The organism is Kitasatospora sp. GAS204B (assembly GCF_029892155.1).
Lineage (GTDB): Bacteria > Actinomycetota > Actinomycetes > Streptomycetales > Streptomycetaceae > Kitasatospora.
This window is the reverse complement of record NZ_JARZAG010000037.1, coordinates 43972-67059: the sequence shown is the minus strand read 5'-3', so window position 1 is coordinate 67059 and position 23088 is coordinate 43972. Positions and strand designations below refer to the sequence as shown.

Here is a 23088-nt window from a genome sequence, read left to right as displayed (position 1 = left end):
CCCGCCCCTCCGCGCCCCCCCCCGGGGGCCCCGCCGCCCCCCCCCCCCCGGGGGGGCGGGGCCCCCCGCCCCCCCCCCCCGGGGGGGGGGGGGGCGCCCCCCCCCCCCCCCCCCCGGCCCCGCCGCACGTCAACTCGGTTCAGCCCTTGGTCAGGTGACGGCCGATCACCAGGCGCTGGATCTGGTTGGTGCCCTCGACGATCTGCAGCACCTTCGCCTCGCGCATGAAGCGCTCGGCCGGGAAGTCCTGGGTGTAGCCGTAGCCGCCGAGCACCTGGACCGCGTCGGTGGTCACCCGCATCGCCGTGTCCGTGCAGAAGAGCTTGGCCATCGCCGCCTGCTTGGCGAACGCCAGGCCCTCGTCACGGCGGCGGGCGGCGGTCAGGTAGAGCGCGCGCCCGGCCTCGATCTGGGTGGCCATGTCGGCGAGCATGAACGACAGCCCCTGGAAGTCGGCGATCGGGCGGCCGAACTGCTGCCGGTTGCCCGCGTACTCCACCGCCAGGTCCAGTGCCGCCTGGGCCACCCCGATCGCGCAGGCCGCGATGCCGAGCCGGCCCGAGTCCAGCGCGGCGAGCGCGATCTGGAAGCCCTGGCCCTCCTCGCCGATCAGCCGCTCGGCGGCCACCTTGACCCCGTCGAAGTGCAGTTGGGCGGTGGGCGAGCTGTTCATGCCCATCTTGTGCTCCGGCGGCGCGGCCGACAGCTGCTCGGCGTCGCCCGGGACGAGCAGGCAGCTTATGCCGCGCGGGCCGTCCTCACCGGTGCGCACGATCGCGCTGTAGAAGTCGGCCCGGCCGCCGTGGGTGATCCAGGCCTTGGTGCCGCGCACCACGTAGTGGTCGCCCTCTCGGTCGGCCCGGGTGCGCAGGGCGGCGGCGTCCGAACCGGACTGCGGCTCGGAGAGGCAGTACCCGCCGAGCTGCTCGCCGCCGAGCATCCCGGGCAGCCAGCGCTCGCGCTGCTCGGGGCTGCCGAAGGTGGCCAGCGCGTGGCAGGAGAGGGTGTGCACGCTGACGCCGAGCCCGACCGCCAGCCAGCCGGCCGCCAGCTCCTCCAGCACCTGGAGGTAGACCTCGTAGGGCTGCTCGCCGCCGCCCACCGCCTCCGGATAGGGCAGCGACAGCAGGCCCGCCTCGCCCAGGGTCCGGAAGACGTCGCGTGGGAAGCGGCCGGCCGCCTCGTCCGCGGCGGCCCGGGGCAGCAGTTCGCGGTGCACCAGGTCACGGGTGAGGGCGAGCAGTTCGCGGGCCTCGTCGCTGGGCAGCTGACGCTCCACGGGCTTGGGGGGTGCGGCGTTCATGAGGGTGGTCGCCTCCTCGGTCGGGCCCCGGGGTCTCCGGTGGGCGCAGGGCAGAACAGGGGTGCGCGTCCGCCACCGGGTCGCAGTGAACGGGCGTTCACACGCCTGGCGAAGCGAGTATGCCTGATCGAGCGCCTCCCGTCACGACCGCCCGCCGATCGCCGGCACCCGGGCTGCTCCGGTCCAAAGGCCAGGTCAGGGACCGTACAGTGGCGCCCATGGAGCACCCGGAGGGCTTGGCCGAACTCGCCGCGCGGCTGCGCGCCCTGCCGCCGTCCTGCGGCGAGGTGCGGCTGGTCGCGGTGGACGGGTACGCGGGCAGCGGCAAGACCACCTTCGCGGGCCGGCTGGCCACGGCACTCGGCGGGGCGCCGGTGGTGCACCTGGACGACCTGGCCACCCATCAGGACTTCTTCGACTGGACCGGGCGGCTGAGCGAGTGGGTGCTGCGGCCGCTGGCCCAGGGTGAACCGGCGCGCTTCGAGGCATACGACTGGGTCGCCCGGCGCTTCCAAGGGGCGCGCGAGGTGCCGGCCGCTCCCGTGGTGCTGCTGGAGGGGGTGGGTGCCGGCCGGCGGGCGGTGCGGCCCGCGCTGGCGGAGCTGGTCTGGATGGAGCTGCCGGCCGCCGACGCGCGAGCCCGCGGCCTGCGGCGGGACGGGCCGGAGCTGGCCGCCTTCTGGGAGCGCTGGACGGCGGCCGAGGCGGCGCACTTCGCGGCCGACCCCAGCCGGCCGTACGCGGGCGTGCGGGTGGACGGGCGGACCGGCGAGCTGCTGCCGCCGCCGCTGGGAGCGCCGGCCGGCGGGCTGAGCGGTCGCTCGATCCGACTTGACCAGCTCTGACCAGTGGGCTAAGCGGCCGCTTGACCAGCTGTACGGATTTGAACTAAGTTCTCGTCCAGCGGGGTTGTTGACCCCGCAACTAGACGCGGCACCTCCGACTCGTTCCCCCGTGAGCCGGAGGTGCCGTTCTGCTTTCCGGCCGACTTCCCGATTTCCGCCCGGCCGCCCGCGCGCGGTTTCCCTTCGAGGCCGTTTCCCCACGGGTCTGCCCGGGAATCGTGCCAGCAGGCCCTCGCGGCGACCGTCAGCACACCAACGGTCAACGCACACCAATGATTTGGACCTGCGCCACACTCTTCCGGATCAGCGCCACACGGGTACGATTCCGCACAGGCGCAGAAGCGTCCCGGGTGCACGGCGCTGTCCCGCCATTGACCGGGCCTCGGTGCACACCACGGGGGGCGTGAGTGACCACTGTTGAGAACTCCGGCAGCACCGGCAGGCCGCACGGGCCCGCCGACCGGGCCTGGCTGCGGGCGATGGACGCCTACACGGCCGGCGCCTACGCCCGCGCCGAGGAGGAGTTCCGCACCGCCGTCCGGCTCGACCCCGGCATGGCGGACGCCTGGCTCGGCCTGCACGCGCTGCGCTGCGACACCTCGGGCGCGCTGCTGTCCATGTACCGCCACAAGAAACGTTTCGGCGAGCAGCGCCGGCGCCACGCCCGGCCGCTCAGCTCCTGGTACTGGCTGGGCTGGTGGGTGCAGCCGGTCCTGGAGGACGAGCGCGACCTGTCGCTCGCGCACGCCTCGCACTGGCTGGACGGCCGGCACCTGACCGAGCTGGACCGCGCGATGGCCCAGTGCCCGCCCGCCGCACAGGACCCGTCGGTCCGCTTCCTGCACGCCTGCCGCTCCTACCTGCTCAAGGACTGGGAGCAACTGATCCGGGACACCGACCAGTTACTCGACGACGCGCTGCTCGGCATCGAGGCCGGACTGTTCGGCGGGATGGCCCGGGTGCGGCTCGACATGTGCGCCCAGGCGCAGGCCCCGCTGGCCGCCTCGTTGGCCCGCTGCCGCTCCGAGCAGCCGCAGCGCAAGGAGCTGCGCTACTGGCTCGCCCGGGCCTACGAGGGCGCCGGGCGCAGCGCGGCCGCGCTGCCGCTCTACCGCGCGGTGCACCGGGCCGACCCCGCCTTCATGGACACCGCCGCGCGGCTGGCCGCGATCGCCGCCGAGGACGGGCTCGGACTGCTGGAGGAGCTGCCCGCCTTCGGCGCGGGCGACGGGCTCGCCGAGGACATGCCCGGCTCGGACGGCGCCGCGCTGGACCTGATCGCCGGACTCGGTGCGGTGGCCGGGATCGGCGGCGTGCTGGAGTCGGCGTACGGCGAGGCGGGTTTCGAGGAGACGGCGTTCGAAGAGCCGGCGTTCGAGGCGACGGCCTTCGAGGAGAGCGCCTTCGCGGACGAGGCCGGGTTCCCCGACGAGGGCAGGTTCGCCGACGAGGGCGGCTACTCGGACCAGCCGGACACCGGGCCGCTCCAGGTGGTCGGCCGCTCGCCGGTGGCCGAGCGCTCGGGCGAGGGCTCGCCGGCCGGGCCGGGCAGCGGGCCCGGCGGACTGGAAGCGGCGCAGGAGGCCCTCTCGGAGACCGCCGCCGACCCGGCCCCGGCCGCCGTGGCCAGTGCGGGCGCCGACCCCACGCCCGGCGTCCCGGAGCCGCAGGCGAGCGGGCAGCAGCGGCTCGACGAGGCGCTCGCGGCGCTGGAGCGGATGGTCGGGCTGGACCCGGTGAAGCGGCAGGTCCGGGCGCTCTCCGCGCAGTTGCGGATGGCCGGTCTGCGCGCCGAACAGGGCCTGCCGGTCCAGCCGCCCAAGCGGCACTTCGTCTTCTCCGGCCCGTCCGGCACCGGCAAGACCACCGTGGCGCGGATCCTCGGCCAGGTCTTCCACGCCCTCGGGCTGCTCTCCGGCGATCACCTCGTGGAGGCGCAACGAGCCGACCTGGTCGGCGAGTTCCTCGGGCAGACCGCCGTCAAGGCGAACGAGCTGATCGACTCGGCGCTGGACGGCGTGCTCTTCATCGACGAGGCGTACAGCCTGGCCAACTCCGGCTACAGCAAGGGCGATGCCTACGGCGACGAGGCACTGCAGGTGCTGCTCAAGCGGGCCGAGGACAACCGGGACCGGCTGGTGGTGATCCTGGCCGGCTACCCCGAGGGGATGAACCGGCTGCTGGCCGCCAACCCCGGCCTCAACTCCCGCTTCACCACCCGGGTGGACTTCCCCAGCTACCGCCCCGCCGAACTGACCGCGATCGGCAGCGCGCTGGCCGCCCGGGACGGCGACGGCTGGGACGAGGACGCGGCGGACGAGCTGGCCAGCATCTGCGCCCACGTGGTCGGCGAGGGCTGGATCGACGAGCTGGGCAACGGCCGGTTCATCCGCACCCTGTACGAGAAGTCCTGCGCCTACCGCGACCTGCGGCTCTCGCTCTCCCGCGAACTGCCGACCCGCGAGGACCTGGCCACCCTCCGGCTCCCCGACCTGGTCCAGGCCTACGGCGAACTGATCGACGGCCGGAACTAGGGCCTGTACGGCGGATCTTTTCGGATGAGCCCGCGGCGTTGGGCGCCCGGCTGGGCGTGCGCCCGAGTCGTCCTCGTACTGGACGTACTTGGGCGATTCGGGCGTGCGTCCAGCCGGGATGCCCGGCGTCGCGGGCCCGGAAAGATCCGCCGTACAGGCCCTAGGGCCTCTCTTACGGATCTTGCCGGGCGCGCGGCCCTGTCCCAGCCGCCGATCGCCGGACCGGGATCAGGCCGCCACGTGCCGGTGGTCCGGGTCGTGCATCTCCCCCACCAGCTCCTCCAGCACGTCCTCCAGCGTGACCAGCCCCAGCGCCTCCCCCGTCGTGCTCGTCACCGCCGCGACGTGGGCGGCGGCGCGGCGCATCGCGGTGAGGGCGTCGTCCAGCGGGAGCAGCTCGCCGACCACGGTGACCGCGCGCCAGAGGCGGACCGGGACGGGGGTGTCCAGGTCCTCCATCTCCAGGATGTCCTTGAGGTGCAGGTACCCGAGGATCTCCCGGTCCGCGTCGACCACCGGGAAGCGGGAGAAGCCGGTGGCCAGCGCCTGCTGCTCCAGCTGGCGCGCGGTCACCGTGGGGTCGACGGTGACCAGCTGGTCGAACGGCAGCAGCACCTCGCGGACCGGGCGGTGGCCCAGCTCCAGGGCGTCCTCCAGACGCTCCTGGTCGCCGGCCGCGAGCAGCCCGGCGGCCCGCGACTCGCCGAGGATCCAGAGCAGTTGCTCGGCGGTGAAGACCGACTCCAGCTCGTCCTTGGGCTCGACCTTGAAGAGCCGCAGCACCCGGTTGGCGAAGGCGTTCAGGAAGCGGATCCCGGGCGCCAGCAGCCGGGCGAGGCGGACCAGCGGCGGACCGAGCCAGAGCGCGGCCCGCTCCGGCGAGGCGAGTGCCACGTTCTTCGGCACCATCTCGCCGATCACCATGTGCAGGAAGACCACCAGGGCCAGCGCCAGCGCGTAGGAGACCAGGTGGACCAGCCCCGCCGGGATGCCGACGGCCTGGAACGGCCCCTCCAGCAGGTGGGCGATGGTCGGCTCGGCGAGCGCGCCGAGCAGCAGCGAGCAGACCGTGATGCCCAGTTGGGCGGCTGCCAGCAGCGCCGAGACGTTGCCGAGCCCGTGCAGCACCTGCCGGGCCCGCCGGTCGCCGGCCTCGGCCAGCGGCTCGACCTGGCTGCGGCGCACCGAGATCACCGCGAACTCGGCGCCGACGAAGTAGGCGTTGCCGAGCAGCAGCAGCACCGCGGCGAAGAGCTGGAGGAAGATCATCGCCCCTCCTCCCCGGACTCGGGCAGCCGGACGACCCGCACCCGGCTGGTGCGGTGGCGGTCCACCGCCTGCACGGTCAACTCCCAGCCGGGCAGCGACACCTGGTCACCGGGGGCCGGGATCTTGCCGAGCAGGTCGGCCAGCAGCCCGGCCAGCGTCTCGTACGGGCCGTGCGGGGCGTTCAGCCCTATCCCGGCCAGCTGGTCGAGCCGGGCCCTGCCGTCCGCCAGCCAGGTCGGCTGCCCGGCCACCGGTGGGACGGCGAGCAGTTCGGGGATGGTGCCCGGGTCGTGCTCGTCGCGCACCTCGCCGACGATCTCCTCGACGATGTCCTCCAGGGTGACCACGCCGGCCGTGCCGCCGTACTCGTCGATCACGATCGCCATCGGCTGGCGGTGGCGCAGCTGTTCGAGCAGCCGCTCGGCCGGCAGCGTCTCGGGCACCAGCAGCGGGGGCCCGGCCAGCTCGGCGATCCGCGCCTCGGCGCGGTGCTCGGCCGGCACCGCGAGCGCGTCCTTGAGGGTGATCGTCCCGGTGACCTCGTCCAGGCTGTCCTGGTAGACCGGGAAGCGCGAGAAGCCGGTGGCCCGGGTCAGGTTGACCACGTCGGCCGCGGTGGCGTCCTGCTGCAGCGCGGCGACGTCGACCCGGGGCGTCATCACGCTCTCGGCGGTCAGCTCGGCCAGGCCCAGGGTGCGCACGAAGAGCAGCGCCGCGTCCGGCTCCAGCGCGCCCGCCTTGGCCGAGTGTTGGGCCAGGAAGGCCAGTTCACCGGGGGTGCGGGCGTGCGCCAGCTCGTCCATCGGCTCCAGCCCGAGCGCCCGTACCAGGCGGTTGGCGCAGCCGTTGAGCGCCGCGATCAGCGGCCGACAGGCGGCCGAGAAGGCGCGCTGCGGCGCGGCGACGGCGCGGGCCACCTGGAGCGGGCGGGAGATCGCCCAGTTCTTCGGGACCAGCTCGCCGATCACCATCTGCAGCACGGTGGCGGCCAGCATGCCCACCACGACGGCGAGCCCGGTGGCGGCGCCCGACGGCACGCCGAGCCCGGTGAACACCGGTCCGAGCAGCGTGGAGAGGGCCGGCTCGGCGAGCATGCCGACCACCAGCGAGGTGACGGTGATGCCGAGCTGGGCGCCGGAGAGTTCGAAGGAGAGGCGACGCAGCGCCTTGTGCAGACCCGCCGCGCGGCGGTCGCCGGCCTGCGCGGCCCGCTGCACCGCGCCGCGGTCCACGGTCACGAAGGAGAACTCGGCGGCGACGAAGAGGCCGTTGGCGATGATCAGCAGGAACGCGCCGAGCAGCAGGAGCCAGGCGGTGGTCACAGCGCCGCCCGCTCTCGAAGCTCGGGGAGCCAGACGGCGGGGGTACTACCGGACGGATCGTCCATCGAGGGAGGGAGTCACTCCAAAGGTCGCGGGCCCAGGGCCAGGGCGGCGTTTTGCCCTGTCTTTACCAGGTTAGACGATACCTGTTCGATGCATTGGCAGGGGGCCGCACAGCTGTTCCTCGGATGCCCCGGACCTGTCCGGACCGGCTTCGGCCGGGCTCAGGCGCCGGCCGGCTCGGCCGCCGCACCGTGCGCCTCGGCCAGGTCGCGCAGACCACGGGCGGCCCGCACCGCCTGCTCGTGCCCGCCGCCGGGCTGGATGCCGACGGCGGCCAGCAAGGTCCCGTCGGCCAGGTCCAGGGTCACCCACGGGTCGCCCTGCCGGAGGTTCACCCGGACGATCTCGGCCCACTGCAGCCGCCGGGTGCGGACGAAGTTGACCACGGTCACCCCGTCCGCGTCCGCGTCCACCCGGGGGCGGGCCAGCATCAGGCCCACCCCGGCGAAGATCAGGCCCAGCATGGTGAGCAGGATCCGGTCGTTCAGCTGCCAGCTGGCCGGGAGCAGCAGCGCCATGCCGACGAACACCACGACCAGCAGCGCGCTGGCCGGCAGCAGCACCAGGCGGTTGCGGCGCGGCGCCCAGCTGAGCGGCAGGGCGGGCAGTTCGGTGGCGGCGGCAGGCACGGCGGCGGTACTCCCGGAGGCGCTCATCAGAGGCGGCAGGCGTGGATGTTGGTCACCAGGACGCCACGGGCGCCGATGCTCCACAGGTCGTCCATGATCCGCTGGGCCTCCTTGCGGAGCACCATCGAGCGGACCGCCACCCAGCCTTCGGTGTGCAGCGGCGAGACGGTCGGCGACTCCAGACCGGGGGTCAGCGCGACCGCCTCGTTGACCTTCTCGGCCCGGATGTCGTAGTCCATCAGCACGTAGCGGCGGGCCACCAGGACGCCCTGCAGCCGACGCATGAACTGCTCGACCCCCGCGTCATCGCCGGCGCCCTTGGGCCGGATCACCACGGCGTCCGAGACCAGGATCGGCTCGCCGAAGACCTCCAGACCGGCGTTGCGCAGGCTGGTGCCGGTCTCCACCACGTCGGCGATCACGTCGGCCACACCCAGCTGCACCGCGGTCTCCACCGCGCCGTCCAGCTTGGTCACGGTCGCGGTGACGCCGTGCTCGGCCAGGTGCTGCTCGACCAGACCGGTGTAGGAGGTGGCGATCCGCAGGCCCTGCAGACCCAGCACGTCCTTGGGCGATTCGGCCGGACCGGCCGGACCGGCGAACCGGAAGGTCGAGCCGCCGAAGCCGAGCGCGAGGACCTCCTCGGCGCCGGCAGCGGAGTCCAGCAGCAGGTCACGGCCGGTGATGCCGATGTCGAGGCGCCCCGAACCGACGTAGACCGCGATGTCGCGCGGGCGCAGGAAGAAGAACTCCACCTGGTTCTCGGGGTCGACCAGGACCAGTTCCTTGGGGTCCTTGCGCTGGCGGTACCCGGCCTCATGGAGCATCTCCGCCGCGGGACCCGAGAGCGAACCCTTGTTGGGGAGGGCGATGCGCAGCATGAGGGGAAGATCCTTCGCGTGGGAGCGGTGCGGTGACAGGAGGTACGTGCGGGTGGGTCAGAGGTAGGCGTAGACGTCGTCGAGCGTCAGGCCGCGGGCGACCATCATCACCTGAAGGTGGTACAGCAGCTGCGAGATCTCCTCGGCGGTCTGCTCCTTGGTCTGGAACTCCGCGGCCATCCAGACCTCGGCGGCTTCCTCGACCACCTTCTTGCCGATGGCATGGACGCCCTGCTCGACGAGCTGGGCGGTGCGGGAGGACGCGGGGTCGCCGGTGGCGGCCTTCTGCTGGAGCTCGGCGAAGAGCTCCTCGAATGTCTTGGAAGCCATGATGGGACTCACCATACGTGGTATCGCGCGGCCGGTGGGAAGCGTCCCGGACGGTGGACACCGTTCTGGGACGCTCCCCCGAGCAGCGCCGCTCAGCCCAGCGCGCGCAGCGTGGCGGCGGTGGCCACCGCCGCGGTGACCGCCTCGTGGCCCTTGTCCTCGGCCGAGCCGGGCAGGCCCGCCCGGTCGATCGCCTGCTCCTCGTTGTCGCAGGTCAGCACGCCGAACCCGACCGGCACGCCGGTGTCCACGCTGACCTGGGTCAGTCCGAGGGTGGCCGCTTCGCAGACGTAGTCGAAGTGCGGGGTGCCACCGCGGATCACCACGCCGAGGGCGACCACCGCGTCGTAGCCGCGCTCGGCCAGACGCTTGGCGGCGACCGGCAGTTCGAAGGTGCCGGGCACCCGGATGACGGTGGGCTCGGCGATGCCGAGCTCCTTCAGGGCGCGCTGGGCGCCGGCCAGCAGCCCGTCCATCACCTGGGTGTGCCACTGGGCGGCGATCACCGCGACCTTCAGGTCCTGGGCGTTCTCGACGGTCAGCTCGGGTGCTCCGTGGCCGCTCACGTTCGGTTTCCTCTCGTGCAGTTCACGTCGGGTAGGGGCTTGGTGGGGTCAGCCGACGAGCCACGGCAGGTCGTGGCCCATCCGGTCGCGCTTGGTCAGCAGGTAGGCCAGGTTGTGCTCGCCGGCCTGCACCGGGATCGGCTCCCGGCCCTTGATCTTGAGACCGTGCTCGCTGAGCGCGGCCAGCTTCTCGGGGTTGTTGGTCAGCAGGCTCAGCGAGCGCACCCCGAGATCGGTGAGCATCTGGGCGGCGACGCTGTACTCCCGGGCGTCGGCGGGCAGGCCCAGCTCCAGGTTGGCGTCCACCGTGTCGCGGCCCTGCTCCTGCAGCTGGTAGGCGCGCAGCTTGTGGCCCAGGCCGATGCCGCGCCCCTCGTGACCGCGCAGGTAGAGCACGACGCCGTGGCCGGCCTCGGCCACCCGGGCCAGCGAGGCCTGGAGTTGCGGGCCGCAGTCGCAGCGCAGCGAGCCGAGGACGTCGCCGGTCAGGCACTCGGAGTGGACCCGGACCAGCACGTCCTCGCCGTCCGGCAGCCGCCCGGCGGCATCCAGGCCACCGGCGACCAGCGCGATGTGCTCGGTGCCGTCGATCGTGCCGCGGTAGCCGACCGCCGTGAACTCGCCGTGCACGGTGGGGAGTTTGGTGACCGCGACGCGCTCCGCGTGCAGCTCGGTGCGGCGGCGGTAGGCGATCAGGTCCTCGATCGAGATGATCGCCAGGCCGTGCTCGCGGGCGAAGGCGACCAGTTCGGGCAGCCGGGCCATGGTGCCGTCGTCGTTGACCACCTCGCAGATCGCGGCGGCCGGCGGCAGCCCCGCGAGCCGGGCCAGGTCCACGCCGGCTTCGGTGTGGCCCGGGCGGACCAGTACCCCGCCGTCCACCGCGCGCAGCGGGAAGACATGCCCCGGACGGGTGAAGTCGGCTGCGGTGCTGGTCGTTTCACCCAGCAGACGGACCGTCAGGGCGCGGTCGACGGCGGAGATGCCGGTCGACTCCACCTCGCGGGCGTCCACCGAGACGGTGTAGGCAGTGCCCTTGCGGTCCTCGTTCACCTGGGTCATCGGCGGCAGGTTCAACCGGTCGGCGTCCGCCTGGGTGACCGGCACGCAGATCACGCCGGAGCTGTAGCGGATGGTGAAGGCGAGCAGTTCGGGCGTGGCGGCGGTGGCCGCGAAGATCAGGTCGCCCTCGTTCTCGCGGTTCTCGTCGTCCACCACGATCACGGCGCGGCCGGCGGCGATGTCGGCGATGGCGCGCTCGACCGGGTCGAGGGTGAGGTCGATAGCGGTGCTGCTCATGCCGTTGCTCCCTGCAGGGTCGAGGTGGCGGTGGTCCGAGGGGTGCGGCCGCGCAGCCACCAGGCGCGCAGGCCGAACAGCACCAGCACGAAGTAGATGCTGTAGGTCAGACCGGAGAACGCGTAGCCGTTGTTGAACGCGAGCGGGACGCCGACCACGTCGACGGCGATCCAGGCGATCCAGAACTCCACCCAGCCGCGCGCCTGGGCGACCATCGCCGCCAGGGTGCCGGTGAAGATGTAGGCGTCCGACCACGGACTCCAGGACATCCAGGAGTAGTGGGTGAAGAGCAGCGCCAGGCCCACCGTGGCCAGCGCCGTGGCGCCGACCAGCACCGCGCGCTCGGTCCAGCCGGCGAACCGCACCTGGACCTCACCGGTGTCCCGGCGGCCGCGCTGCCACTGGAACCAGCCCCAGATCGCGGTGACGATCACGATCACCTGCTTGCCCGCGAGACCGGACAGGTGACCCGACGCGAAGGCGCCGAACAGCACGACCCCGGAGAGGAGTTGGGCCGGCCAGCTCCAGATCGAGCGCCGCCAGCCGAGCGCCAGCGCGCCCAGGCCCAGCAGGTTGCCGATCATGTCGGTCCACTTCACGTGCTCGCCGAATATCGAGAAGGCGACACTGTTGAGCCAGTTCACGAGGCGTCCTTCGAGCCGGCCGGGGCGGTGCCGAGGATGGAGACGGCCGAGGCGCTCGGGACGGTGCCCGCGCCGAGCAGCCGTTCGACGTACTTGGCCAGCACGTCCACCTCCAGGTTGACCGGCTCGCCGACCGCCTTGCCGCCCAGCGTGGTGAGCGCGAGGGTGGCCGGGATCAGGCTGACCGTGAAGGTGTCGGCGGCGGCCTCGACCACGGTGAGGCTGATGCCGTCCACGGTGATCGAGCCCTTGTCGACCAGGTAGCGCGAGATGCTCTGCGGCAGCGAGAAACGCAGCACCTCCCAGCGCGGCAGCCCGTCCTCGTCCAGTTCGCCGGGAGCCCGGCCGAGCAGGGTGCCGGTGGCGTCGACATGCCCCTGCACCAGGTGGCCGCCGAGCCGGGCACCGAGCGCCATCGCGCGCTCCAGGTTGACCCGCGAGCCGGGGCCAAGTGCGCCGAGGCTGGACCGGTCGAGCGTCTCGGCCATCACGTCGGCGCTGAACTCGCCGGTGTCGGCGGCCAGTTCCTCAGGGGTGTCGACCACGGTCAGGCAGACGCCGTTGACCGCGATGGAGTCGCCGTGCCGGGCGTCGGCACAGACCAGGGGGCCGCGCAGGCGGATCCGCGAGGAGTCGCCGAACTCCTCGATGGAGACGACCTCGCCGAGCTCTTCGATGATGCCGGTGAACACCCGGGTTCTCCTCGCGCTAGAGGCGCGGACTCCGGGGCGGCAAGAATCATGGGAAGACCACACGGGTCGGGTGTACGGGCGGGAGGGCCGACCGAGCGCGCACCGCCTCGCCGAGAACGAGGACCGTACGCCGAACGTCGAACACCACCTGCCGAACGCGGTACCCCCGGGAGGGGAACCGCGGCACCACACCTGATCCGTCGCGCACGCCTCCCATCCGGACTTTAACCGTCGGTCCAGGAGTTTCACCTGGTCAACCGGCCGCTGGCTGCGGACGGGTCGCGGACTGTAACCGCCGGTTCGGATTTTCACCGACCCCGGAGTGCGCTGAACGTCACTGCTTACTGCATTGCCGTCATTCTGCCACGGCCCGCGAGCGCGGCGGGAGGGGGTGGTGCTGTGCTCTGTTTCACTCGGCGCCCGGGAATGTCGGCGACGTGGACGTTCGGACCCGGCCGTCAGACCGGCGAGCACGCCATCAGCAGCCTTCTCGACTCTTCCGATAACAGCATGATCACAACCTGACGGTAGGTCAGGACGAGCTGACAGGCTGTGCCGCCACCACTTGTTCGCGCGTCAGGCAGAGGATCATCATGCCCAACACTTCTCCCGCACAGCCCGGTTGGGGCCGGCCGCAGCAGCCGGCGCCGCGTCGGCCGCGCAAGGGCCTCAAGATAGCCGGCATCGGATGCGGCATACCGGTCGGGCTGCTGGTGCTGCTCGTCGCCGTCGCGGCCGCGGTCGGACCGACCAAGACGACGGCCACCGCGAAGCCGGCGACCGCGAAGCCCGCGACGGCGACGGCGTCCTCGCTCGCCCCGGTGGTCACGCCGACGCCCACGCCCGCCCCTCCCACACCTGCCCCGTCGCCCTCCCCCACGGAGCGGCCCAGCACGGTCCGGCCGACCCCGACCCCGACCCCGCCGGCGCCCAAGCCCACCCCGCCCGCGACGCAGCCCGCGACGACCGAGCCGCAGCCGGCCGACCCCACCACCCCTGCGGCCCCAGCCGGCCCCGCCACCGCCGGGGTGATCCTCTCGCCGAGCGGCAACTTCTACCGGGCCGGCGAGTTCTGCCCCACCGCCGACCTCGGGGAGTCCACCGTGGACAGCCACGGCACCAGCATCACCTGCATCACCGAGAGCGGCGGCCACCACTGGCACTACTGAGGCGCTCAGGGTGACGAGCGGGCCGGTGCGGTCGGCGCAGTGGTCGGCCGGTCGCCGGTGCCGGTGCCGCCGACCGGGCGGGTGAACAGTTGGCCGGTGTTCTGGTCGACCAGCACCAGCGAGCCGACCGGCGCCGGGGCGGGCTGGACGACCGCCACCGCGCCGGCGTCGAAGGCGGGCCAGGGGCCACCGGCGTACTGCGGCGCCGCCGTGTCCGTGGTCGGCGCCAGCAACGGGTTGCCGCAGGCGCACCGGGCCCGGGGGACGCCGCGGTCGTCCACCAGCACCGCGCTGCCGGCCTGCAGGACGGACTGGAAGCCGGTCCCGGCGCCGTCGACGAAGCCGTGGTTGGTCACCCGGGTGTCGACCCGCAGCACGACCGGGGTGAGCGTGGACAGGTACTCGGGGATCCCGCCGATGTCGATGCCCTCGGCGGCGGCCCAGGCGTGCCCCCTGTCCGTGTGGCTGGTCAGGAAGTCGGAGAGCTCGGCGACATCACAGCCGGCGGCCTGCTCGGTGCCGCCGTAGAGCCCGGCCGACCCGCCGTTCACGGTTCGTACACCGCCCGGACCGGCCGAGGCGCTGACGGCGACGGGTGAAGCGCTCGGGGCGGGTGAAGCGCTCGGGCTGCCGGACGGCGGGACGACGACGGAGGGCGTGTACGGGTCCCGACCCGGGTCGCCCGCCGCCTGAAGGGTCACCTCCGGCGCGGCGGACCCGGTGGCTCCGCTCGACTCGGGCTGCCGCTCCACCAGGATCACCGCGAGCCCGGCCACGACGGCCACCAGAACGGCGGCCGCCGCCAGCGAGCGGCGCCGGTGCCACCACGGTGGCCTCGGCCCCTGGCCCGCGGCACCGACCACGGTGCGCGGCGGCACCGGCGGGGGTGGCGTGCTGGCCGACCCAGCGGCCTCACCCGCCCCGCTCGCCCCGCCCTCCCCGCTCGACCCGCTGGGGGCGGCCCGCTCGCTCGGTCGGTCGGGCCGGTCTGACGGTGTCTCAGCGCTCACGGGCCATTGTCTGTGCACACGGCCCAGCCCCCGCAACCGCTGCTGCGGTGAACGGCCCACGCACCGTCAACCGCTCCAGGACGATCTGATGGTCCGTCAGCCCTGTGGATCGATCACCCGCTCGGTCGATTTCGCACAGCTGCCCGATTTGACAGGCTGGACCTCCCCTCGGCGATGGAGGTGAGGTCATGACCGAGACGATGACCGATACGTCGACTGATACGACGCCCCTGACGGTCGATCAGGTGCTGGCCCGGATGCGCGATCTCACGCCAGGCTTCCCGCCGGCCGACGGCGTCGGCGTCTTCCACCGGATGTACCTGACGGTGACCGAGCTGGTCGCCGCCAAGCTCGACGCCGGCTACTTCGCCGACCCCGCCGCGCTGGCCGTGCTGGACGCGCTGTTCGCCGGCCGGTACCTGGCCGCGGTGGACGCGGACGCCGTGGGCAGTCCCCCGCAGGCCTGCTGGCGACCGCTCTTCGAGCTGCGCCGAGGACCCGGGATCCACCCGCTGCAGGCCGCGCTCTCGGGGATGAACACGCACATCGAGCACGATCTGCCGCTCGCCGTGCTGGACACCGCTCGGCGGCTCGGCCGCGACCCGGTCTCCTTCGAGGCCGACTACCAGCGGATCAACGACCTGCTGGCCCAGGTGGAGGCCCAGATCCGCACCGAGCTGCTGCCGGAGCCCGGGCCGGTCCAGGCCGCCGAACCGCTGCTGCACGTGATCGGCGTCTGGAGCATCGACCGGGCCCGGGAGGCCGCCTGGGCCACCGTGCTGGCGCTGCGCGCTCTGCGCGACGCGCCGCTCGCCTACCAGGCGCTGGTCGACGCGCTCGACGGCACGGTCGGGATGGTCAGCCGCGCCCTGCTCACTCCGGTGGCGTGACGGCGGCGGCGCAGCGAGGGTGTGGCGGCGGGCGGGATCAGGGTCCGACCTTGAGCTGACCTTAAATCATGACCGGTTCACCACAGCTCTCTTGACGCAGCTATTGGTCTCTACCAATGTGGGGATGCCGCGGCACACCCCCACATTGTCCTGGCGGCGTGCCCGTGCGCCGCCCCACGCCGAGGAGGCCCGCCCATGAGGCGTGTCACCCTGCCCACCCTGGTCGCCACCACCCTGCTGACCGGTGTCGTCCTGCCCCTTTCGCTCCCGGCGACCGCACAGGCCGCCAGTGGTATCACCGGCCTGGTCGCCACCCTCACCGAGCCGCAGAGCTGGCAGGGCGGCCTCGAAGCCGACTACACGATCACCAACGACACCAGGGCGACCGTCAACTCCTGGTCGCTCACCTTCGACCTGCCCGCCGGGGAGAGCGTCAGCAGCTCCTGGAACGGCACCCTCACCAGCAGCGCGACCAGCACCGGCACGCACTACACGCTCACCTCGCCGAGCTGGGCCGCCGCGCTGGCCCCCGGAGCGAGCGCACCGGTGGTCGGGATGGACATCACCACCGGCAGCAGCCAGGTGCTGCCGGCCAACTGCCTGATCGACAACCTGCCGTGTGCCGGGGTCCCGGTCAACAACACGCCGCCGACCGTCCCCACCGGCCTGGCGGTCGCCGGCACCGGTCCGGATGCCGTCTCGCTCTCCTGGAACGCCTCCACCGACAGCTCGGGCGTGGCCGGCTACAACGTCTACGAAGGTTCCTCGGTGGTCGCCTCGACCACCACGGCCACCTCGGTCACGGTCAGCGGCCTGCTGGCGGGCAGCAGCCACACCTTCACCGTCACCGCCTTCGACGCGCTCGGCAACGAGTCCGCGAAGTCCGCCGCGGTGACCGGGGTGGCCGGCAGCGGCACCTCCGCCGGGGTGGCCGCCCCGTTCGTCGACCTGGGTGCCTACCCGACCCCCAACCTGCCGCAGATCGCCGCCACCACCGGGCTCAAGCAGTTCTCGCTCGGCTTCATCGTGAACGGCACCAGCGCCTGCACCGCCAGCTGGTTCAACGCCTACGACCCCGGCACCGGCTGGGACAAGGCCGACTTCGACGCGGTCCGGGCCGCCGGCGGCGACGTCCGCCCCTCCTTCGGCGGCGCGAACGGCACCGAGCTGGCGCAGTCCTGCACCGACGTGCCGAGCCTCACCGCCCAGTACCAGAAGGTGGTCGACGCCTACGGCCTGGACCGGATCGACTTCGACATCGAGGGCGCCGCGGTCTCCGACCACGCCTCGATCGACCGCCGCTCGGCCGCGATCGCCGCCGTCCAGGCGGCCCAGCGGGCCAAGGGTCGCGACCTGTTGGTCAGCCTGACCCTGCCGGTGCTGCCCAGCGGCCTGACCGCGGACGGCGTCTACGTCCTGCAGTCGGCAGCGGCCGCGGGGGTGAAGGTCGACGTGGTCAACGTGATGGCGATGGACTTCGGCGACAGCGAGGCCCCCAACCCGTCCGGCCAGATGGGCAAGTACGCGATCCAGTCGGCGCAGTCCACCCGGGCACAGATCGCCCAGGTCTGGCCGAACCTGACCAGCGCGCAGACCTGGGCGATGGTCGGCGTCACCCCGATGCTGGGTCAGAACGACAACACCAACGAGGTGTTCGGCCTCTCGGACGCCCAGCAGCTGCTCACCTTCGCCCAGCAGAACCACCTGGGCGAGCTCTCCTTCTGGGAGGTCACCCGGGACGGCAACGCCTGCACGGGCGCCCTGTACAAGTGCACCAACATCACCCAGACGCCGTACGAGTTCTCCAAGATGTGGGCCGGCTACCAGGGCTGAGCACGCAGACGGCCGAGCCCCCGACCACCTGGTTCTCCCAGGCGGTCGGGGGCTCGGCCGTGCGTCGCGCCGGGCGCGCGGGCGATCAGGCCCAGCTGGAGTGCAGCGGCTTGCCCTCGGCGAAGCCGGCCGCGCTCTGGACTCCGACGATCGCCTTCTCGTGGAACTCCTCCAGGCTGCTGGCGCCCGCGTAGGTGCAGGAGCTGCGGACGCCCGCGATCACCGAGTCGATCAGGTCCTCGACACCCGGGCGGGCCGGGTCGAGGAACATCCGCGAGGTGGAGATGCCCTCCTCGAAGAGCGCCTTGCGGGCCCGGTCGTAGCCGGACTCCTCAGCGGTGCGGTTCAGCACCGCGCGGGCCGAGGCCATGCCGAAGCTCTCCTTGTACTGGCGGCCGTCGGCGGCGGTCTGCAGGTCGCCCGGCGACTCGTAGGTACCGGCGAACCAGGAGCCGACCATCACGTTGGACGCGCCGGCGGCCAACGCCATCGCGACGTCGCGCGGGTGCCGCACGCCGCCGTCCGCCCAGACGTGCTTGCCCAGCCGGCGCGCCTCGGCCGCGCACTCCAGCACCGCCGAGAACTGCGGGCGCCCCACGCCGGTCATCATCCGGGTGGTGCACATCGCGCCCGGGCCGACCCCGACCTTGAGGATGTCCGCGCCCGCCTCGACCAGGTCACGCACGCCCACCGCGGAGACCACGTTGCCGGCCACGATCGGCACCTTCGGGTCCAGCCCGCGCACCGCGCGCAGCGCGCTGATCATCGACTCCTGGTGACCGTGCGCGGTGTCCACCACCAGCACGTCCGCACCGGCCTCGAGCAGCGCCTTGGCCTTGCCGGCAACGTCCCCGTTGATCCCCACGGTCGCCGCGATCCGCAGCTTGCCGGCGGCGTCCACCGCCGGGGTGTAGAGCGTGGCGCGCAGCGCGCCCTTGCGGGTCAGGATGCCGACCAGCATCCCCGCCGCGTCCACCACGGGCGCGACCTTGCGGTGCCCCTCGTTGAGCCGCTCGAAGGCGGCGCGCGGGTCGATGCCCTCGTCGAGCAGCAGCAGATCGCGCGACATCACCTGGGAGACACTGGTGAACCGGTCGACCCCCTGGCAGTCGCTCTCCGCCACCACACCGACCGGCTTGCCATCCTCGACCACCACCAGCGCCCCGTGCGCCCGCTTCGGCAGCAGCGCCAGCGCGTCGGCCACCGTGGCGCCGGGCGCGAGCGTGACCGGAGTGTCGAACACCAGGTGCCGCTGCTTCACCCAGTCGATCACCTCGGCGATCACCTCGGTCGGGATGTCCTGCGGAATGGCCACCAGCCCACCCCGCCGCGCCACCGTCTCGGCCATCCGCCGGCCGGCGACCGCCGTCATGTTGGCCACGACCAGCGGGATGGTGGTGCCGGTCCCGTCGTTCGAGGAGAGGTCGACGCCCTGCCGGGAGCCCACTGCGGAGCGGCTGGGGACCATGAAGACGTCGTCGTACGTCAGGTCGTACGGTCCCGAATAACGGTCGTCGATCGTGCCGGTCTGGGGGTTCAAGAAGCGCATGAACGGGGCTCTCTGACTTCGGGAGGGTAGACCTCGGGTGCAGGTAGGGCCGGTCGGCCGAGCGCACTCGGGCGCCCCGCACCCAACCGTCGATCCTTACGGATACCCAGCTCGAAAGCCAGTTCACACGCAAACGCTGAAGATCCACACAACAGCAGTCCGCTGCAGGCCCTGCGGGATTGTAGGAACCTCTAACCCAGCGGGCATCCGCTCCCAGGACCATCCGGCGCGCTGAATGCGGCACTGCCGTTGACCGCCGGCCACGGCGGCAACGGCAAGCCGCAGCCCCCGGTGCTCACGGGAGGAACGTCACCGCCGGGAAGGCCGGAGACGGCCCGTCGAGCAGGTGCCCGCGGCGGTGGCGCAGGTGCTCGTCGAAGAACGCCAGGGGGTACGCCTGCTGGATCTTCACCCCCTGGTCGGGATCGAGGGTGCCGATCGTGCCCTGGAGCTGCTGCCCGCTCCATCCGAGCAGCTTCGCCACCTGCGGGAACAGCGCCTCGTTGTCGCCGTACGACACGTGAACGGCGCCCTGGGCCTGGATGTTCAGCCGCCAGCCCCGCAGGTGCGACCAGAACGCGGCGGCCTGGGGATCGGTGGCCCGGGTGAACACGGCGGTCATCATCATGAACGGCCGGTCCAGGTCGCCGGTCAGCGGCGGGTTCATCTGCATCGGGCCGTCGAGGCTCAGCCCGGCTCGGATGCGCTCGTCCGCGAGCGTGGCGCAGGCGGTGGCCGTCCCGCCCTTCGACCAGCCGAACGCGCCCATGCGGTGGGGGTCGAGGGAGCCGAGCAGCCCGGCCGGCAGCTCCCGCCGGCCGACGTCCGGATTGCACCCGGCGGCCAGCTGCTCGACGCAGTCGAGGACGAAGCGGAGGTCCGCGGCGAAGTCCCCCGGGTAGGTGGGGGCGTTCCGGTTGTCGCTGGGGACGGCGATCCGGCCGTCCGGGAACTCGGTGTACGTGTCGTACTGGTGAGCGATCGTCACGACCGCGCATCCGTGGCTGGCCAGCTCCTGGACCATGATCGTGTGGTCGCCCTGGTGACTGTGCGCGCCGTGCGAGTACACGAGGACGGGCAGCCGCCGGCCCGACCGCCGCACCGGAGCGCCCACGTGGCCGGCGGTGAGCGGCGCCAGGGGGGCGAGGGCGCTGAATCCCACGTCGGCGAGGAACGCCTGAAGGGCGCCGGCCGGCATCCAGGGCGCCAGCGGGTACCGCTCGACGTCCCGGGCGGGGTACCAGACGGTGGCCATCAGCTCGCGGAAGTGTCCGGGGCCCGCGATGTCGTCCGGGCGCGACCGGTCGACGAGGTGCAGCTGGACCGTGCCCACCGGGTGCGGCCCGGTGGGCACGGGCAGCGTGAGCCGCGTCGGGCCGGGGGCGGGCGGAGCGGCCGGGGCGCCCGGCTCTGCCCACGCGGGCCCGGCGATGGCGGCAAGCGGCACGGCGGCTCCAGCGGTCAGCGTGGCTCCGAGCATGCGGCGGCGCGTCAGGTCCTTGCGGCCGGTGAACGGCGTGGTGGTCACGGCTCCCCCTGGGATGACGGATCGTCAATCATGGCGCGACGGCCAGTCCGTGGGCACGGGGGGAACGTTGTCACGTGCCCCTTGCGTGCGACATCAGCCCACCGATCGATCACTCGCGCCGGCATCGGCCCACGGGTTTACATCCTGGGGCCGATGCGGTCGGCGGCGTCGTCCTCCCGTGCCAGGCCAGCGGCCGGCCAGGTGTTCGACGAACCGGCGCCGTTGCGGCGGCTTCGCAACTTCCCACCCGCACGGAGCCGCTGTGGCGCGGGGTGTCGCTGGACCTGCGCGCGCAGTAGGTATCGGGCCCAGCCCGTACTAGCCGGGCAGCTCACAGACGGTGCTGGTGAGTCGGAGCGGGCCGAGGCCGGTCGGGACGGACTTGATCATGTGGTGGGTGACCACAGGGGCCTCCGGAGGGCGGTCGCGTCCTGGCGGGCGCGAAAGCGGACGGTGGAGCGGAGGAGCGGGGATGGGAGCTCATCCGCGGGGACGCGTGAGCTGAGCAGCGCGATGGCGGAGTCAGCGACACGCGGGGAACATAAATGGCTCTGTAACTCTGGTTATTTAGCTGGTTAACCTAGGTCGGACGGATGGCCGGAGCAATCCCCGACCGACGAGTAGTCCCGCCGCCACGGTTGCGATTCGGTTACGGCGCCTGGAGAGAAGGGGCAGCACGGGAGGAAGCGGGCGCAACGGGAGGGAACGGCCGCGGCGGCGCTGTGATAGGAGTGTTCGGCCGTGCTCCCGCTGAGGGAGCCTGGCCATGAGCGGACCATGACGGGCGATCAGATCGCCGCAACCAGGACCAGGAAGGAAGCCCCATGGCCGGGGAGGGTACCGGCGAGCCGAAGCAGGTCGGCGAGCGCATCCAACGGCTGCGCACCGAACTCGGCTTGACCCAGCGGCAGCTCGCGGAGCCCCAGTACACCGCTGCCTACGTCTCCACCCTGGAGGCGGGCAAGGGCCGTCCCTCCGAGACCGCGCTGCGCTACCTCGCGGAGAAGCTCGGCACCAGCTACGAGCAGCTGGCCACCGGCATTCCCACCGGCCTGCGCGCCCGACTGCGGCTTGGCCTGAGCGAGGCCCGCCGCCTGCTCGGCACCGGCGAGGGCACCGCCGCAGACCTGTTGAGCGATCTGCTGGAGCAGACCGTCCAACTCGACCTGACCGACCTGCGGTCCGAGGTTCTCGTCGCGCTCGGCGACTGCGCGCTGGAACGCGGCGACCTCACGACCGCTCGGAACCGGTTCGAGGAGGCCGAGCAGTTGCTCGCCGAGGAGCCGCTACCACGCCGAGTCGCCGCGATCCGCGGGCGGGCGCGAACACTGCGGCTTGCCGGCGAACTCCGTTATGCCTGCTACCTGCTGGAGAACACCCTCGACGAGCTCAACGACCAGGGCCTGGCCGACCCCGACGCGCTGCTGCTGCTCTACACCACGGTACTCACCCTCTACCTGGACATGGGCGCCTACGAGCGAGCCGGACAGGCGGCGAACCACGCCCTGGAGCTGGCGCCACGCGTGCACGATCCCGTGTCCGTCGCCAACCTGCACCGGGGCGTGGCCCGCACACTCGCGGCCCAGGGCCGCTTCGAGGACGCGGAGGCCTACCTGGTCAAGGCACAGACGGTGTACCAGCAGTGGGAGATCCGCACCGACCTGGCGCACTGCCACTGGATGCGCGGCTACCTGCACACCCAGCACGGTCGACTGCCCGCGGCGGAGGCCGAGCTGGAGGCCGCGCGGGACATGTTGCGCGCCGCCGGGGCAGAGTTCTACGCCCTCCAGGTGGAGGTGGAACTCGCCGACGTGTGGTGGCGGCGCGGCCGTGGCGAGGAGGCTGCGGACTTGCTCACCGGGATGCTCGGCGACCTGGGCCTCGGCCACGGCTCCGTGCACGCCGCCGCCGCGCACCGCCTGCTCGGCTCGATCCGAGAGGAGCACGCCGACACCGACGCGGCCGAGCGGCACTACCGCGCCGCCGTTGCCCTGCTGGAGGAGGCCGGCGCGTCCGGCGACCTGGCCGACGCCTGCCGCATGCTCGGAGACCTGCTGCACCGTCTCGAGCGCACCGATGAGGCCGTGGCGGCCTACCGCCAGGGCCTGCTGCGCGCCGCCCACCCCGGCACCACGACGCTCGGCCCGGCACCGGCCGTCCCCGTCGTGCCACCCGAGCGACACGGCTGAGACCGTCGCGGCGGCCGCCGTTTCCTCCCACTCGAAAGCGACTTGGCGGTAGGGGTTGCGGGGCTCCGTCGGTTACCCCTAACTTAACCAGCCATGTAACTGAAGTTATCTCACGAGTATCAGTGCTCGCCCTTGGGCTCGGCCAGCCGGCCACGGTGCTGCTCCGTCGTGAGATCTCTGCGGGAGCGGAAGGCCGTGAAGGTCGCCCGGGCGCTGGGGATGGGCCGGCACGGGGCGGCCGTACTCGCTGCCTGCGCCACGCTCGCCGCACCGCCCGATGACCTCGCACGCGGCGAACCCCCCGTCGCCGTCGCCGAGTCGGGATCCGGCGGGCGGCCGTTCTCGCACTCGAGCCGGCCACCTGGCGTCCCCGAGCCACCCGGCAGGGCCCGCGACCACCCGCGCCACTGCTCCGGCGGGATGCGTCAACGCGTGGGCACCGCCTCGGCGTTCACGAACGGACCCGAGGTGGCGATCGCCGACAGCGCGCGAACTGTCGGCGCCGGGCCCCCAACCTCCCGGGACCAGCCCGTCCCCGGGACG

19 protein-coding genes and 1 riboswitch are annotated in these 23088 nt (G+C 72.7%); of the genes, 6 read left to right on the top strand and 13 right to left on the bottom strand.

What is annotated here, in order from left to right:
• Window positions 1-139 precede the first annotated feature (139 nt).
• The gene (locus P3T41_RS33425) at window positions 140-1303 is read right to left on the bottom strand and encodes an acyl-CoA dehydrogenase family protein (RefSeq protein WP_280694374.1); all 1164 of its coding nucleotides are present in this window, start codon (window positions 1301-1303) and stop codon (window positions 140-142) included.
• 218 nt (window positions 1304-1521) lie between these two features.
• Between P3T41_RS33425 and P3T41_RS33420 the strand changes: the two genes are divergently transcribed.
• Together P3T41_RS33420 and P3T41_RS33415 are read left to right on the top strand one after the other, a co-directional pair.
• Window positions 1522-2148 (top strand): hypothetical protein, encoded by a 627-nt coding sequence (locus P3T41_RS33420; protein WP_280694373.1) that lies wholly within the window; start codon window positions 1522-1524, stop codon window positions 2146-2148.
• A gap of 479 nt (window positions 2149-2627) precedes the next feature.
• Window positions 2628-4682, top strand: a complete 2055-nt coding sequence (locus P3T41_RS33415; protein WP_280694375.1) for an AAA family ATPase — start codon at window positions 2628-2630, stop codon at window positions 4680-4682.
• Window positions 4683-4910: 228 nt separating this feature from the next.
• Here the strand turns inward: P3T41_RS33415 and P3T41_RS33410 are convergent, their stop codons facing one another.
• The 9 genes from P3T41_RS33410 to P3T41_RS33370 all read right to left on the bottom strand — a co-directional run bounded on the left by P3T41_RS33410 (window position 4911) and on the right by P3T41_RS33370 (window position 12377).
• Window positions 4911-5951 carry a hemolysin family protein gene (locus tag P3T41_RS33410; protein WP_280694372.1) on the bottom strand — a complete coding sequence of 347 codons (1041 nt, stop codon included), beginning with the start codon at window positions 5949-5951 and terminating at the stop codon, window positions 4911-4913.
• Window positions 5948-7273, bottom strand: coding sequence for a hemolysin family protein (locus P3T41_RS33405; RefSeq protein ID WP_280694371.1), 1326 nt, complete (start codon window positions 7271-7273; stop codon window positions 5948-5950). Before P3T41_RS33405 ends, P3T41_RS33410 begins: the two co-directional genes overlap by 4 nt.
• A 224-nt stretch (window positions 7274-7497) precedes the next feature.
• On the bottom strand, window positions 7498-7965 hold the full coding sequence (locus P3T41_RS33400; protein ID WP_280694370.1) for a PH domain-containing protein: 468 nt from the start codon (window positions 7963-7965) through the stop codon (window positions 7498-7500).
• A 26-nt stretch (window positions 7966-7991) separates the two neighbouring features.
• A complete protein-coding gene (gene hisG / locus P3T41_RS33395; protein ID WP_280694369.1) occupies window positions 7992-8846 on the bottom strand; it encodes an ATP phosphoribosyltransferase in 855 nt (284 codons plus the stop codon).
• A 57-nt stretch (window positions 8847-8903) separates the two neighbouring features.
• Window positions 8904-9176 (bottom strand): phosphoribosyl-ATP diphosphatase, encoded by a 273-nt coding sequence (locus tag P3T41_RS33390; protein WP_145910455.1) that lies wholly within the window; start codon window positions 9174-9176, stop codon window positions 8904-8906.
• A gap of 92 nt (window positions 9177-9268) precedes the next feature.
• Window positions 9269-9742, bottom strand: coding sequence for a 6,7-dimethyl-8-ribityllumazine synthase (gene ribH, locus P3T41_RS33385; RefSeq protein ID WP_280694367.1), 474 nt, complete (start codon window positions 9740-9742; stop codon window positions 9269-9271).
• A gap of 48 nt (window positions 9743-9790) precedes the next feature.
• Window positions 9791-11041 (bottom strand): bifunctional 3,4-dihydroxy-2-butanone-4-phosphate synthase/GTP cyclohydrolase II, encoded by a 1251-nt coding sequence (locus P3T41_RS33380; protein WP_280694366.1) that lies wholly within the window; start codon window positions 11039-11041, stop codon window positions 9791-9793.
• A complete protein-coding gene (locus tag P3T41_RS33375; RefSeq protein ID WP_280694364.1) occupies window positions 11038-11685 on the bottom strand; it encodes a nicotinamide mononucleotide transporter family protein in 648 nt (215 codons plus the stop codon). Before P3T41_RS33375 ends, P3T41_RS33380 begins: the two co-directional genes overlap by 4 nt.
• The gene (locus P3T41_RS33370; RefSeq protein WP_280694363.1) at window positions 11682-12377 is read right to left on the bottom strand and encodes a riboflavin synthase; all 696 of its coding nucleotides are present in this window, start codon (window positions 12375-12377) and stop codon (window positions 11682-11684) included. The genes P3T41_RS33375 and P3T41_RS33370 overlap by 4 nt, the downstream gene beginning before the upstream one ends.
• A 201-nt stretch (window positions 12378-12578) precedes the next feature.
• A riboswitch (FMN riboswitch) is annotated at window positions 12579-12706 on the bottom strand.
• Between the two features lie 264 nt (window positions 12707-12970).
• On the opposite strand from P3T41_RS33370, the gene P3T41_RS33365 reads away from it, so the two are divergent.
• Window positions 12971-13546 carry a hypothetical protein gene (locus P3T41_RS33365; RefSeq protein ID WP_280694362.1) on the top strand — a complete coding sequence of 192 codons (576 nt, stop codon included), beginning with the start codon at window positions 12971-12973 and terminating at the stop codon, window positions 13544-13546.
• Between the two features lie 5 nt (window positions 13547-13551).
• Here the strand turns inward: P3T41_RS33365 and P3T41_RS33360 are convergent, their stop codons facing one another.
• Window positions 13552-14556 carry a DUF6777 domain-containing protein gene (locus tag P3T41_RS33360; RefSeq protein WP_280694361.1) on the bottom strand — a complete coding sequence of 335 codons (1005 nt, stop codon included), beginning with the start codon at window positions 14554-14556 and terminating at the stop codon, window positions 13552-13554.
• A 188-nt stretch (window positions 14557-14744) separates the two neighbouring features.
• Between P3T41_RS33360 and P3T41_RS33355 the strand changes: the two genes are divergently transcribed.
• Together P3T41_RS33355 and P3T41_RS33350 are read left to right on the top strand one after the other, a co-directional pair.
• Window positions 14745-15446, top strand: coding sequence for a DUF5995 family protein (locus P3T41_RS33355; RefSeq protein WP_280694360.1), 702 nt, complete (start codon window positions 14745-14747; stop codon window positions 15444-15446).
• A gap of 195 nt (window positions 15447-15641) precedes the next feature.
• Window positions 15642-17279, top strand: coding sequence for a cellulose binding domain-containing protein (locus P3T41_RS33350; protein WP_280694359.1), 1638 nt, complete (start codon window positions 15642-15644; stop codon window positions 17277-17279).
• A gap of 85 nt (window positions 17280-17364) precedes the next feature.
• On the opposite strand, the gene P3T41_RS33345 is transcribed toward P3T41_RS33350, so the two are convergent.
• Both P3T41_RS33345 and P3T41_RS33340 read right to left on the bottom strand, forming a co-directional pair.
• On the bottom strand, window positions 17365-18828 hold the full coding sequence (locus P3T41_RS33345; RefSeq protein WP_280694358.1) for a GuaB1 family IMP dehydrogenase-related protein: 1464 nt from the start codon (window positions 18826-18828) through the stop codon (window positions 17365-17367).
• Between the two features lie 295 nt (window positions 18829-19123).
• The gene (locus P3T41_RS33340; RefSeq protein WP_280694357.1) at window positions 19124-20356 is read right to left on the bottom strand and encodes an acetylhydrolase; all 1233 of its coding nucleotides are present in this window, start codon (window positions 20354-20356) and stop codon (window positions 19124-19126) included.
• Between the two features lie 824 nt (window positions 20357-21180).
• Here P3T41_RS33340 and P3T41_RS33335 point away from each other — a divergent pair.
• Window positions 21181-22545, top strand: a complete 1365-nt coding sequence (locus tag P3T41_RS33335; RefSeq protein ID WP_280694356.1) for a helix-turn-helix transcriptional regulator — start codon at window positions 21181-21183, stop codon at window positions 22543-22545.
• Window positions 22546-23088: the final 543 nt, after the last annotated feature.

Excerpts from the sequence above, each read along its gene's own strand:
- P3T41_RS33425 (WP_280694374.1), bottom strand. The coding sequence starts at position 1,303 with ATGAACGCCGCACCCCCCAAGCCCGTGGAGCGTCAGCTGCCCAGCGAC.
- P3T41_RS33420 (WP_280694373.1), top strand. The coding sequence starts at position 1,522 with ATGGAGCACCCGGAGGGCTTGGCCGAACTCGCCGCGCGGCTGCGCGCC.
- P3T41_RS33415 (WP_280694375.1), top strand. The coding sequence starts at position 2,628 with ATGGACGCCTACACGGCCGGCGCCTACGCCCGCGCCGAGGAGGAGTTC.
- P3T41_RS33410 (WP_280694372.1), bottom strand. The coding sequence starts at position 5,951 with ATGATCTTCCTCCAGCTCTTCGCCGCGGTGCTGCTGCTGCTCGGCAAC.
- hisG (WP_280694369.1), bottom strand. The coding sequence starts at position 8,846 with ATGCTGCGCATCGCCCTCCCCAACAAGGGTTCGCTCTCGGGTCCCGCG.
- P3T41_RS33390 (WP_145910455.1), bottom strand. The coding sequence starts at position 9,176 with ATGGCTTCCAAGACATTCGAGGAGCTCTTCGCCGAGCTCCAGCAGAAG.
- P3T41_RS33380 (WP_280694366.1), bottom strand. The coding sequence starts at position 11,041 with ATGAGCAGCACCGCTATCGACCTCACCCTCGACCCGGTCGAGCGCGCC.
- P3T41_RS33365 (WP_280694362.1), top strand. The coding sequence starts at position 12,971 with ATGCCCAACACTTCTCCCGCACAGCCCGGTTGGGGCCGGCCGCAGCAG.
- P3T41_RS33355 (WP_280694360.1), top strand. The coding sequence starts at position 14,745 with ATGACCGAGACGATGACCGATACGTCGACTGATACGACGCCCCTGACG.
- P3T41_RS33350 (WP_280694359.1), top strand. The coding sequence starts at position 15,642 with ATGAGGCGTGTCACCCTGCCCACCCTGGTCGCCACCACCCTGCTGACC.
- P3T41_RS33345 (WP_280694358.1), bottom strand. The coding sequence starts at position 18,828 with ATGCGCTTCTTGAACCCCCAGACCGGCACGATCGACGACCGTTATTCG.
- P3T41_RS33335 (WP_280694356.1), top strand. The coding sequence starts at position 21,181 with ATGGCCGGGGAGGGTACCGGCGAGCCGAAGCAGGTCGGCGAGCGCATC.